We start from the raw sequence: 13,446 nt of genomic DNA on the forward strand, positions 1-13,446 counted from the left end.
TTGAAATAGCCACCACAAATTTTGGTGGCCAACGTAATAAGATGAGGTAGCTGAATGTCTGACACTCCTACAGACGGCGACAAAAGTAATAAATTGTTATACTGCTCTTTTTGTGGCAAGAGCCAGCACGAAGTACGCAAATTAATTGCAGGCCCTTCAGTATACGTTTGTGATGAATGTGTAGAGTTGTGTAACGATATTATCAGGGAAGAGATCAAAGATATTGCTCCTAAGCATGACTCGTCTGATAAACTACCTGTTCCAAAAGAAATTCGAAAACACCTAGACGACTACGTTATCGGCCAAGACCATGCGAAAAAAGTATTGTCTGTTGCTGTTTACAACCATTACAAACGTCTTCGTAATCAATCAACCAAGCAAGATATTGAGCTTAGTAAAAGTAATATTTTGCTAATAGGTCCGACTGGTAGTGGTAAAACATTACTAGCAGAGACGCTGGCTCGTTTACTTGACGTACCGTTTACAATGGCTGATGCAACGACACTTACCGAAGCCGGTTACGTGGGCGAAGATGTAGAAAATATCATCCAAAAGCTATTGCAAAAATGCGACTACGATGTGGAAAAAGCACAGCGTGGCATTGTATACATTGATGAAATAGACAAAATTTCTCGCAAATCAGATAACCCATCAATCACGCGCGATGTGTCGGGTGAAGGTGTGCAACAAGCATTACTTAAGCTGATTGAGGGTACGATTGCTTCTGTGCCTCCTCAAGGTGGACGCAAACACCCACAGCAAGAATTTTTACAAGTAGATACGTCTAAGATCTTGTTTATTTGTGGTGGTGCGTTTTCAGGGCTTGATAAAGTCATTGAGCAACGTAGCCATAAAAATACTGGCATTGGTTTTGGCGTTAGTGTTAAAGAGTCTGCAGAAACGCGTTCTTTAAGCGAGACGTTTAAAGACGTAGAGCCTGAAGACTTAGTGAAATACGGTTTAATACCTGAATTTATTGGCCGTTTACCTGTAGTTGCTACACTCACAGAGTTAGATGAAGCTGCACTCGTACAGATTCTAAGTGAGCCTAAAAACGCGATTACTAAACAGTTCTCAGTGTTGTTTGGTATGGAAGATGTAGAGCTTGAGTTCCGTGATGATGCTTTATCTGCTATCGCTCACAAAGCAATGGTTCGTAAAACCGGTGCACGTGGCCTTCGCTCTATCGTAGAAGGTATTTTACTAGATACCATGTACGAACTTCCATCTATGGATGATGTCAGCAAAGTAGTTATTGACGAAACGGTAATTAAAGGTGAGTCTGATCCAATCTTGATATATGAAAATAATAATCAAGATAAAGCAGCATCTGAATAGTTTTTAAGCTATTTGCATTAAAAAGGAGCCTAGGGCTCCTTTTTTTATAATTAATTTAAACGAGTCGGGGAAAATTGTTGAACTTTAATGTGGTTATCCCCATATACTTGAGTAATCTTTTAAATAAATGAAGTGCGAAGAGAAATATAATGACGCTTGAGAGAACCGACCAAGTCGAAATCCCAGTGCTAGCACTGCGCGATGTTGTGGTGTACCCACACATGGTGATCCCGCTTTTTGTAGGCCGTGAAAAATCAATAAAATGCCTTGAAGCGGCAATGGATAAAGACAAACAAATTTTCTTGGTTGCACAAAAAGATGCAACTGTAGACGAACCAGAGCAAGATGATATTTATCGCATTGGTACTATTGCAACTGTACTTCAATTATTAAAACTCCCTGACGGGACAGTAAAAGTATTGGTAGAAGGCACACAGCGCGCTGAAATCAAAGACTTCGTTGATAACGACGAGTATTTTGTTGCCGATGCTCAATTTATTGAATCAGATTTAATTGATGAACAAGAGCAAGATGTATTTATTCGAAGCGCAATTAGCCAATTTGAAGGCTATGTAAAGCTCAATAAAAAAATTCCACCAGAAGTGCTCACTTCGGTATCAGGTATTGATGAACCAGCGCGACTTGCAGACACAATGGCTGCGCATATGCCTTTAAAAGTACCTGAAAAACAAAAAGTGCTAGAAATTTCAAGCGTAACAGAGCGTTTAGAATACCTAATGGCCCTAATGGAAGGTGAGATCGACTTATTGCAGGTTGAGAAGAAGATCCGTACCCGCGTTAAAAAGCAGATGGAAAAATCTCAGCGCGAGTATTACCTCAACGAGCAAATGAAAGCTATTCAAAAAGAGCTTGGTGAACTTGATGATGTTCCTGATGAGTTTGAAGCGCTCAAAAAGCGTATTGAAGAGTCGGGCATGTCATCAGAAGCACAAGAAAAAGCCACGACAGAACTTAATAAACTTAAGATGATGTCGCCAATGTCCGCTGAGGCAACGGTTGTGCGTTCTTACATCGATACATTAATTAACGTGCCATGGAAAAAACGTTCAAAAGTTAAAAAAGATTTAGCTGGTGCACAAAAAATATTAGACAGTGAGCATCATGGCCTTGATAAAGTAAAAGAACGTATTTTAGAGTATCTAGCGGTACAACAGCGTACTAACAAGCTTAAAGGACCAATTTTGTGCCTTGTAGGACCTCCAGGTGTGGGTAAAACATCACTTGGTCAGTCGATTGCTCGTTCTACTGGCCGTAAGTATATTCGTATGGCGTTAGGCGGTGTTCGTGATGAAGCCGAAATCCGAGGCCATCGTAGAACGTATATTGGTTCTATGCCTGGTAAGCTAATTCAAAACATGACAAAAGTAGGGGTTAAAAACCCACTATTTTTGTTAGATGAAATCGACAAAATGTCTTCAGATATGCGCGGCGACCCAGCTTCAGCATTGTTAGAAGTACTGGATCCTGAGCAAAACAGCCATTTTGCTGATCATTATCTTGAAGTAGATTTTGATTTATCGGATGTTATGTTTGTCGCTACTTCGAATAGCTTTAACATCCCTGGCCCTCTTTTAGACCGTATGGAAGTTATTCGTTTGTCAGGATACACAGAAGACGAAAAGCTTAATATCGCAAAAGAGCACCTGATCACTAAGCAAGTAAAGCGTAATGGCTTAAAAGACAACGAGATTGAAATAGACGATAGTGCAATTATCGGCATTATTCGCTATTACACACGTGAAGCGGGTGTACGTAATCTAGAGCGAGAAATTTCTAAGTTGTGCCGCAAAGCTGTTAAAAATATTCTGATTGAAAAAGACACTAAAACGGTGGCTATTAATCAAGATAATTTAGAAGAGTACTTAGGCGTTCAACGTTTTGACTATGGTAAAGCAGAAGATGGTGATCGTATTGGTCAAGTTACAGGTCTAGCATGGACTGAGGTTGGTGGTGATTTACTGACAATCGAATGTGCAGCCGTGCCAGGAAAAGGTAAATTGACCTACACCGGTTCACTTGGCGATGTAATGCAAGAGTCGATTCAAGCAGCAATGACCGTTGTGCGTAATCGTGCTGATACTTTTCGGATTAACAGTGATTTTTATGAAAAGCGTGACATTCATGTTCACGTTCCTGAAGGTGCAACACCAAAAGATGGCCCAAGTGCTGGTGCAGCCATGGTGACTGGTCTGGTGTCGAGCTTAACAGGTAACCCAGTTAAAGCTGATGTTGCTATGACTGGCGAAATAACGCTTCGTGGTGAAGTTCTGCCTATTGGTGGCTTAAAAGAGAAGTTACTAGCTGCGCACCGTGGTGGAATAAAAACCGTTATTATTCCAAAAATTAACGAACGTGACTTAAAAGAGATCCCAGATAACGTACTGGCAGGTCTTGATATTCACCCAGTGACATGGATTGATGAGGTGTTAAAACTTGCTTTGGTACATCCTGTTGAGAGTTTTTCAGTCGAAACAGAGAAAAAGCAGTAAAAAACGTAAAAAAAGTGCTTTTTAGGGCTTTTCAAATCTAAACGGTATGATAAGTTAAGCACTGGTTTTCAAGCCTAGGCCTTATGTGGCCTAGGCTCAAGAAAAATATAATCATGTGAGCATTACAAGTTTGCTCTAAAATTTTCAAAAAAGTGATGTTAGTTTAAAAAACCATCGCTCTTGATAATAACAATGAAAGAGGATGATATTGTGAATAAATCTCAATTAATCGATCAAATCGCAGCTGATGCTGACATTTCTAAAGCGGCTGCAGGTCGTGCACTTGATTCATTCATCGAATCTGTATCTGGCGCGCTTAAAGATGGCGACTCAGTTGCACTTGTTGGTTTTGGTACTTTCTCAGTACGTGAACGTGCTGCACGAGCTGGCCGTAACCCACAAACTGGTGAAACTATTCAAATCGCTGCTGCAAACATTCCAGCTTTCAAAGCCGGTAAAGCGCTTAAAGACGCAGTAAATTAATCAATAGTTTAAACAGATTAGTTATGGCGAAAGTAAAGTTACTTAATCAGCCTAACATTTGAATTGAGTAACTTTACCGCTAGTTACTTCAAGTGAAAAAGCGTATCTGGTAAGATACGCTTTTTTTACATGTGACAAGGTATTGAGCCTTGATCAAAAAGAGATAAACAAATGCTTGAGAAAATCAGAGAAGGTTCGCAAGGACCTGTAGCCAAAATAATTTTAGGCGCGGTGATTTTATCTTTTGCTTTAGCAGGGATCGGTAGTTACCTAGGTCAAACCACGGAACAACCTGTTGCTGAAGTAAACGGAGTTAAAATTAGCCAAACGGAATTTAACCGCGCGTACCAAAACGAACGTAATCGTTTAGAGCAACAATTTGGTGAGTACTTTACACAAATTGCTGCAGATCCAAATTATATGGCACAAATTCGTCAAGGTGTAATTGACCGCTTAGTACAACAAGAATTGCAATCACAGTTAGCGGCAGAATTAGGCCTTCGCGTGAGCGATGATACAGTTCGTAAAACAATTTTAGAATTGCCTTACTTCCAACTTGGCGATAAATTTAATAACGATCGTTATTTACAAGTAATTCGTCAAATGAACTTCCAACCAGATACTTTTCGTGAATACCTTCGCGAAGACATGACACGCAGTCAGTTAGTATCAGCAGTTGCAGGCACAGACTTTGCGCTTGAAAGCGAGCTTAAAAGTGCTATTGCTCTTCAACAACAAACTCGTAGCATTGATTACTTAGTAATTAATAAAGAGTCACTTGCAGATAATGTTGAAGTATCAGAGCAAGAGGTTTCAGATTACTATGACCTAAATGCATCGCAGTTTTTATCACCAGAACTTATCTCGGTGAACTATGTCGAATTGAAAGCTGAAAATATTGTTGTTGGTTCAGTGACTGAAGAAGATGTGAAAGCGTCTTATGAGCAAAATAAGGCGCAATATGTTGAGCCTGAAAAACGCCGTGTGTCACACATATTAATAGATAATAGTGAAGACGATGATTCAGCTAAAGCTAAAGTTGATGCGCTTTATGCTGAGCTTCAACAAGGTGCAGACTTTGCTGAACTCGCAGAGTCTTCATCTGATGATATCGTTAGCGCAGAGATGGGCGGTGACCTTGATTGGATTGAACGCGATGTAATGGATCCTGCATTTGAAGATGCAGCATTTTCACTTGAAGCGAAAGGTGATTTTTCAGAAGTGGTTGCGTCAGAGTTCGGTTATCACATCATTAAACTGACTGATATTCAGCCACAACAAGTTAAACCATTTGATGATGTAAAAGCGGACTTACGTGCTGAATTAGAGCGTGCTGAAAAAATTGATGCATTTTACGATAAGCAAACCGAAATGGGTGCAATCGCGTTTGAAATTTCAGATCGTTTAGATGATGCAGCAGAAGTTGCTGAACTAGAAGTTCAGTCAACCCCTCTTTTAGCGTTGAACGCTTTACCTGAGCCGTTAAATACACCGGCTGTCATTACTGCACTCACATCTGTTGACTTACTTGAAGACAAAGTTAACTCTGAGGTTATTGAGTTGGGCGATGAGCACATTGTTATTGTGCGTATTAACGAGCATCAGCCAGCGTCAACTAAACCATTAAGTGATGTAAGTGAACAGATTAAAACACGCTTGGTAAATGACAAGACCTCTGAGCTTGCCAAAGATAAAGCACGTAGTTTGTTTGCTGAAATTCAAGCAGGTAAAAGTTTGAATGATATTGCAACTGAGCAAGGCTTAACGCTTCGTCAAGAGTCACAACTAAATCGTCAAAGCTTTGCTGTATCGCCAGCGATTGTTACTCAGGCATTTAAAATGGCTCACCCAGCAGATACTGCAGTGGTAGATGTTGTTGACTTAAATAACGGTGATGCAGCGATTGTTGCACTTAACTCAGTAACAGATGCTGCCGTGACGGCTGACATTGACCCACAGGCCAAACAAAGTATTACAATGGCACAAGCGAACAAAAACTATATGGTTTTCATAGAGTCGCTTAAAGCTAAAGCTGAGCTTAATTTACCTGTAGTTGAGCAAGCTGCTGAATAAGTTAATTTTGGTTATAAAAAAAGGCGCCTCTGAGCGCCTTTTTTATTGTTTTAAATTCGAGTGTGTTTATACCACTGCGTAACAATACTCATCATTTTAGGGCGCTAGATAGGCCTCGCAATAAATTCAATACGGTTACCGCTAGGCTCTCTTATCATCATGTGCTGCGCAGGGCCTTTACCCAAATTCTCTGGTGCAAATTCTATAGTAATATTATTTTGCATTTTTAAGTGCTTATGCAGCTTGCTTAATTTTTCAATGCTCTCAACACTGAGTGCTAAATGGTGTAGGCCCACATTGTCTGCTCGATTAAACTTTACATGTTTTTCATTATTCTTAATTCGCCACAATGTAATGGTTGTTTTTTTATTAGATAAAAAGTATGCAGGATAAGTCGCATCATTTCCCACCACTTTAAAACCAAGTACATCAGTAAAAAACACTTTAGATGAATCTAAATCTGAAACAGTTAAACCTAAATGATCGATTCCACCAACCCAGTTTTTTGCTTTGTTAGGGGTATCGGCAATAGCAGAGGCAGATAAAATCAGTAGAGGAGTAATACTAAGTAGTGTGTGTTTGATCATGGAGTGGCCTTGTTAAAAAGTAAAAGTTAATAACAAGACCCTCTAAAATGCACTTACATAACAAAAAACTGTATTAACAGCTTAATAGCCGCTGCGTTATTTTTGATTGAGGATTATTAAATACACTTTCTGTTAAACCATATTCAACCACTTCGCCTTTATCAAGCACAATTACTTGATCACTAATATGGCGTACTAAACTAAGGTGATGGGTGATCATGACATAAGTTAAACCTGTTTCACGTTGTAACTTAAGTAATAAATTTACTATTTGGGCACGTATAGATGGGTCTAATGACGATACAGCTTCATCGAGCACCATCACTTTAGGATCTAAAATAAGCGCTCTGGCAAAAGCCACACGCTGCAATTGGCCAACACTGAACATATGTGGATAGTAATGCTGGTGATCGACTAGCAATCCAACTTTAGAGAGTGTTGTATTTATTTTTTCTGAGCGTTCTTCTTCATCAAAGTCCGTATTATATTGCAAGCAATCATTAAGCATGTCGCCAATAGTTAAACCTGGGTTTAACGACGCCCCTGAGTCTTGAAAAATCATTCTAATGTGACGACATTGGTTATCACGAATACCGTTATCTTCTATTACATTGCCTTCAAGTAATATTTGCCCAGAGTTTGCGTTATCGGCACCGGCAAGTAACTTAGCTAATGTACTTTTCCCCGAGCCTGTTTCACCAATTACGGCAATGGTTTCACCTTTACCAATACAAAAAGAAATGTTTTTTAGCACTTCAAACTTTTTGCGTTTAAACAAACCCGCTCGCACATCAAATGTTTTCGATAGCGCTTGTACTTTGAGAGTAGGCTGCATTACTTCACCTCCTTTATAAGCGGAAAGTGACAAGCGTAGCTGTGCCCACTGTGTTTAGTGAGAGCTGGTGTAACTACACATTCTTTTTGTGCTTGTGGGCAACGTGGCCCAAGTCGGCAACCAATTGGTAAATGTTGTAAAGTAGGAATAGTACCTTTAAGGGCATAAAACGGTTCTTTATGAGCTAAGCCTTGCTCGTAATCTGGCAAGCTTTTCAAAAGTGCTTGGGTGTATGGATGGCGAGGTTGCTTAAATATTTTATGTGTTGGACCTGCTTCAACCATTTGCCCGCAATATAAAACATGAATCCCATGAGACCAATCAGCAATCTCTTCAAGCTCGTGTGAAATCATTAAAATAGACATATTCTTAAGTTGATTAAGGCTTTTTAATAACCTAAACACTTGCGCACGGGTAGTACTCTCAAGTGCTGTAGTCGGCTCATCAGCAATTAATAGCTTAGGTGTTCGGGCGATTGCCATTGCAATCATTACCTTTTGGCACACACCTTCTGAGAGCTCATGAGGGTAGCTATCTAGTACCGCTTCATGGTTTTTAATACCAACTTTATGGATAAGTGCTTTAACGCGGTCTTTTCGCTCGCGATTTCGTTTTAAAAAGAATCCCTTGCGAGCGACTTCAGGTAAGGTTTCAGCAATTTGATTAAAAATCTTCGCTGTAGGGTCAAGGCAACGGCTAGGATCTTGATAGATCATTGCAATATCTTTGCTAACCGTTTGTCTGCGTTGCTCCGGAGTTAGGCGCATTAGGTCAACACCACGCCAGTGAATTCTATCAGCGGTTATATTCCAGCGTTCGTTCAATACACCTACAATTGCTTTTGCTATTAGGCTTTTACCTGAGCCTGACTCACCTACTAGCGCATGCACTTCGCCTTCTTTTAAGCTAAAGCTGACCCTATCAACTGCTCTTATAACTGTTTCTGAAGTACGCAGTTCAATGGTTAAATTTCTAACATCTAATAATTGCATTTAATCGGCCTTGCGCTCTTTTAGCACTTGTCTAAGTCCATCGCCTACTAAATTGGTCGATAATACCGCTAAAAATAATAATACGCCTGGTAAGGCAACCGTCCAAGGTGCTAAATAAATTAGGCCAAGGTTTTCTGCCAATATGGCGCCCCATTCAGTGGTTGGGGGTTGTGCGCCTAACTTTAAAAAACCCAACGCAGAAATATCTAGTATGGCCGTAGAAAGTGCCATAGTAAAAATAACCACTATGTGTTCATAAATATTAGGAAAAATACCGCGAGAGATAATATGCCAATTTGAAGCGCCGTCGAGTTTAAACGCCGTAATGTAATCTTTGCTTAACTCTTCTACTATTAGGTTTCTAATAGAGTGAATAAACTGCGGTAGTAAGGCTAAAATAATTGCCCATACTGTATTCATCAAGCCCGGGCCTAATACTGCAATAATGATAATAGCCAATAATAAAGACGGTATTGAAAGGGTGATATCAAGTAAATGGTTTAAAAAGCTTGAACGCATACCTCGACTAATACCAGCAAATGTGCCGACTAATACACCAATTATGGTAGTCAATAATGCAGCGACGACCGATAAACCAAATGTATAGGTTGCGCCGTTCATTAAACGCGACAACACATCACGTCCTAAATCATCAGTGCCTAAAATAAAACGCACATCGCCCATTTCTCGCCACGAGGGTGGAATAAGTAGCGCATCACTGTGCTGCTGGTTTACCCCATAAGGCGCTAAAAATGGTGCGCTGGCAGCGAGTAAGGCAAATGCCAAAAACACCCATAAACCAACAAGAGCAGGGTGATTGTTTTTAAATTTTCGCCAAAATCGCGCCAGTGGCGATTTATTCGACTCTTCAGAAAATACCTTAAACTTTGCCATGGGCTTGGTTCCGTGAGAGTGGGTCGAATAAACTATAAAGAAGTTCGGTTGTTATAGTGGCTAAAATAACAAATAAAGATACAGCCATTAGGCCTCCCTGAATTGCAGGAAAGTCGCGCTGGTAAATACTGTCTATCAACCAGCGGCCAATACCAGGCCACGAAAAAATAACTTCGGTGATCATAGCAAGCGTTATCAGTGTACTGAATTGCAAACCAATTTTTTTAATTACCGGTAAAAGTGCATTGCGCAGTGCATGATGCATGATTAATTGACGTCGGTTTAACCCCTTCGCGCGTGCTGTTTTAATAAAATTTTGATCCATTATTTTCAACATTGATTCGCGGGTAAATCTTACAAGCACGGTGGTTGGGTATGTGGCAAGCACGATTGTGGGCAATGTTAAGTGGTGTAATGCATCTACAAATGCCATTCCTTTATACGGAAAGCCGGCAAGCATGATATCAATGAGCATAAACCCGCTGGCCGCTGGAATTTCATAAAGAAGCCCCATTCTACCCGACATAGGAAACCACCCCAATTTGAGCGAAAAAATCATAATTAGTAATAAAGCTAACCAGAATACAGGCATAGAATAGCCCACAATGGTGGTTGAATTAATAAGCTTATCTGGCCAGCGATTGTAATAAGCTGAGCCTAAAATACCTGCAGGCACGCCAACAAATATAGACACAATAAGTGCATACACACTAAGCTCTAATGTCGCTGGTAATAAATCAAGAATATGTGAAAAAACATTGTCGCCAGAAGCAAACGATAGTCCCCAATCCCCCTGAAAAACTCGGCCTAAGAAGGCGAGGTATTGCATAAAATAATTACTGTTGTAAAAGTATTTATCTTCTAGTTGCGTATTTTGAGAAAAATTATTACTCGGAACACCACTTAAGTTACTTAATGGATCACCAGGGAATAAGTACGCCAACGAAAACGTAAAAATACTGAGCATGAGCAGCATAAAAAGTAATAAACCAAGGCGGCGTAAAATATAATCGAGAATCATTATTTTTTCCTCGCATTGGCTAACGAAATAGCCCCAAATGGGCCAAGTTCTATGCCGTCTACATCGGCACTGCTTGCTTGAAAGCGTAACCCATGAGCAATGGGCAACAAGGGCAATTCAGCCATGATAAGCGACTGCACATCTGCGTAGTATTTTTTTCGCATATTTAAGTCTGTCGTATCGAGTGCTTGCGCCAGTAATAGATCAAATTTAGGGTTGCACCAATTGGCCGGGTTTTTGCCACTAAATGTTGCTGAGCAGCTCAATAACGGGCTAAAGAAGTTATCGGGGTCTGGCGTATCTGCTGCCCAGCCGAGGAGTACGCTATCGTGTCTATGTTCACCAATTCGCTGAATAAACGTATTCCACTCGTATTCTACAATACTTACGTTAACACCCACTTTGCGTAAGTCACTTTGCATTAATTCAGCCATTTTACGTGCATTGGGGTTATAAATACGACTCACTGGCATGGCCCAAATATTCATATCAAACCCATCAGAAAAGCCGGCTTCAGCGAGTAGCTTTTTAGCAAGGTCAGGGTCAAATGATGGCATACTTGTTTGAGCGTTAAAAGCCCATGAGGTTGGTGGTAACATCGATTCGGCACGTGTTCCATTACCGTAATATACCGCTTGCATTATTTTATCTGTATCAATGGCATGTGCAAGCGCCTTGCGAACTCGAATGTCGTCAAAAGGTGGGCGCTCTGTATTAAAGGCCCAGTAGCCAACATTGAGGTTGGTTTCTTTTTCAATATTAATATCTTCACGCTGGGCTAAAATACTCAACTGAGCACTACTAGGATGAGCGGCTAAGTCGCACTCTTTAGTTAACAGCTTTGCAATGCGCGCTGTGCCATTAGGGGTAATGTCGTAAACGAGTTGTTCAAGGGCAACGTCGTGTTTCCAATAATCGGGGTTACGGTAAAAGCGGACTAAATTATCACGTCGATATTCACGATAAATATAGGGACCAGTGCCTACAGGGTATTGATCAAAAAATTCTTCTTGCTCTGCAGCTTTACGTTTCATTGCATACTCGGCCGATAAAACAACCGCAAAGTCAGTGGCCATGTTAGCTAAAAAACTACTTTCAGCATTAAATAATTCAAATCTAACTTGGTGGTCAGACACGCGAACAATTTTACGAATAAGCTGATCAACGCCTACACTTTGAAAATAAGGGTAACTGGCATCACCCACAAAATGATAAGGGTTGTACACATCAAATAAGCGGCTAAAGGTAAAAATTACGTCATCGGCGTTAAAAGTCCGGCTAGGTGTAAAGTACGCGGTGGTATGAAATGGTACGTCTTTTCGAAGAGTAAAGGTGACCGATTTACCATCTTTACTTACTTTCCAATCTGTTGCGAGTTCGCTCTGAAACTCAGCAGTAACCGGATCAATACTTATTAAGCGGTCATAAAGCTGATTGGCAATAATATCAATAGTTGAGCCTGTGGTTGTCACTTGTGGGTTAAACGACACAGGGTTTGCCTCGGCGCAATAGACCAAGCCTTGGTTTTTTTCTTCAATAACGCGTTCTTCACTATCTAAGCAGCCAACTAAAGTGCCTGCTAGTAAAGCAAGTAAAAATTTATGCACACGCATAACCTCTAACTATTGTTGATCCAACAAATTGTATTTTTTTAGATACCCACGTAATTGATGATACGTTAAACCAAGGACTTCTGCAGTTTTCTTTTGATTAAATTGGCTATGCTCAAGCGCTTTGTTAATCATATTTATTTCAAATTCATTTGAGCGTTCTTTTAAGCTACAAGGAAATTGAATATTGGCTTCAATTTTTTGCTCAGAAACGTTTACAGGCGCTGCAACAGAAACAGGCTCAGCACTAACATGTTGAGTGGTTATTGGTGCTTTAATACGCGCTTTAGGTCTAAATGGACTTTCGAATGGGTCTAAAATAATCTGGTGAACGGGAATATGTTCACTTCCGTGGCGATATAAGCTACGTTCAACCACATTTTTAAGCTCACGAATATTACCAGGCCAGTTATACGATAAAAGCGTTTCTGTAGCGCTTCGAGTGAACCCGCTGAATAGCTCCCACTCTAAATCGCGTGCCATGTTCATCGCAAATTGCTCTGCAAGCAGCATAATATCGTCTTGACGTTCACGCAGTGGGGGAAGCGTTATTACATCAAATGCTAATCTATCAAGTAAATCACTTCTAAACTCACCTTGTTCAGCAAGGTGTGGTAAGTCTTCATTGGTGGCGCATACTAGGCGAGTATCTACTTTTACAGTTTGCTTGCCGCCAACACGTTCAAACTCACCATACTCTATAACGCGTAGGAGTTTTTCTTGCACCATGGCGGATGTATTTGCCAATTCATCCAAAAATAGTGTACCGCTGTTAGCACGTTCAAAACGGCCTTCGTGACGTTTACTGGCCCCTGTAAATGCGCCGCTTTCATGACCAAACAATTCACTTTCGAGCAGGTTTTCGTTCAAGGCAGCACAATTTAGTTTTACGTAGTTTTGATCCCAACGTTTAGATAAAAAATGCAGGCGGGCAGCTATAAGCTCTTTACCTGTGCCTCGTTCGCCAATAATAAGCACCGGCTTATCTAGATTAGCTAGTTGCGATACTTGATCCAACACAGATAAAAAGCTGTCTGATTGGCCCAGTAAATTGTCTTGTTGGCGATATTGGCTCATATTCCCTAAGTCTTAGTCATTTTTAC

Annotated in this window: 11 protein-coding genes; 4 read left to right on the forward strand and 7 right to left on the reverse strand. The window is 40.5% G+C overall.

The window, feature by feature from the left end:
- The first annotated feature begins 54 nt into the window (after positions 1–54).
- From clpX to R0J88_RS08580, 4 genes are all read left to right on the forward strand, one after another.
- Positions 55–1,338: an ATP-dependent protease ATP-binding subunit ClpX gene (gene clpX, locus R0J88_RS08565; RefSeq protein ID WP_006794855.1), complete on the forward strand. Its 1,284-nt coding sequence runs from the start codon at positions 55–57 to the stop codon at positions 1,336–1,338.
- A 149-nt stretch (positions 1,339–1,487) separates the two neighbouring features.
- Positions 1,488–3,848 carry an endopeptidase La gene (lon, locus tag R0J88_RS08570; protein WP_410899667.1) on the forward strand — a complete coding sequence of 787 codons (2,361 nt, stop codon included), beginning with the start codon at positions 1,488–1,490 and terminating at the stop codon, positions 3,846–3,848.
- Between the two features lie 192 nt (positions 3,849–4,040).
- Positions 4,041–4,331, forward strand: a complete 291-nt coding sequence (locus R0J88_RS08575; RefSeq protein WP_157849304.1) for an HU family DNA-binding protein — start codon at positions 4,041–4,043, stop codon at positions 4,329–4,331.
- Positions 4,332–4,502: 171 nt separating this feature from the next.
- Complete coding sequence (locus R0J88_RS08580) at positions 4,503–6,404, forward strand: SurA N-terminal domain-containing protein (RefSeq protein WP_410899668.1); 1,902 nt, start codon at positions 4,503–4,505, stop codon at positions 6,402–6,404.
- Positions 6,405–6,508: 104 nt separating this feature from the next.
- Here R0J88_RS08580 and R0J88_RS08585 read toward each other — a convergent pair whose 3' ends face one another.
- The 7 genes from R0J88_RS08585 to pspF form a co-directional block, all read right to left on the reverse strand.
- The gene (locus R0J88_RS08585) at positions 6,509–6,991 is read right to left on the reverse strand and encodes a VOC family protein (RefSeq protein WP_410899669.1); all 483 of its coding nucleotides are present in this window, start codon (positions 6,989–6,991) and stop codon (positions 6,509–6,511) included.
- Positions 6,992–7,064: 73 nt separating this feature from the next.
- Complete coding sequence (locus tag R0J88_RS08590; RefSeq protein WP_410899670.1) at positions 7,065–7,826, reverse strand: ATP-binding cassette domain-containing protein; 762 nt, start codon at positions 7,824–7,826, stop codon at positions 7,065–7,067.
- The gene (locus tag R0J88_RS08595; RefSeq protein ID WP_058429500.1) at positions 7,826–8,818 is read right to left on the reverse strand and encodes an oligopeptide/dipeptide ABC transporter ATP-binding protein; all 993 of its coding nucleotides are present in this window, start codon (positions 8,816–8,818) and stop codon (positions 7,826–7,828) included. The genes R0J88_RS08590 and R0J88_RS08595 overlap by 1 nt, the downstream gene beginning before the upstream one ends.
- Positions 8,819–9,712, reverse strand: coding sequence for an ABC transporter permease subunit (locus R0J88_RS08600; RefSeq protein WP_006793652.1), 894 nt, complete (start codon positions 9,710–9,712; stop codon positions 8,819–8,821).
- The gene (locus R0J88_RS08605) at positions 9,699–10,733 is read right to left on the reverse strand and encodes an ABC transporter permease (RefSeq protein ID WP_006793651.1); all 1,035 of its coding nucleotides are present in this window, start codon (positions 10,731–10,733) and stop codon (positions 9,699–9,701) included. Before R0J88_RS08605 ends, R0J88_RS08600 begins: the two co-directional genes overlap by 14 nt.
- Positions 10,733–12,340: an ABC transporter substrate-binding protein gene (locus R0J88_RS08610; protein ID WP_410899671.1), complete on the reverse strand. Its 1,608-nt coding sequence runs from the start codon at positions 12,338–12,340 to the stop codon at positions 10,733–10,735. Before R0J88_RS08610 ends, R0J88_RS08605 begins: the two co-directional genes overlap by 1 nt.
- Positions 12,341–12,355: 15 nt before the next feature.
- Positions 12,356–13,420: a phage shock protein operon transcriptional activator gene (pspF, locus tag R0J88_RS08615; RefSeq protein ID WP_410899672.1), complete on the reverse strand. Its 1,065-nt coding sequence runs from the start codon at positions 13,418–13,420 to the stop codon at positions 12,356–12,358.
- Positions 13,421–13,446 lie beyond the last annotated feature (26 nt).

Origin of the sequence: Pseudoalteromonas sp. SIMBA_162, from assembly GCF_046535955.1 — a bacterium.
Lineage (GTDB): Bacteria > Pseudomonadota > Gammaproteobacteria > Enterobacterales > Alteromonadaceae > Pseudoalteromonas > Pseudoalteromonas marina.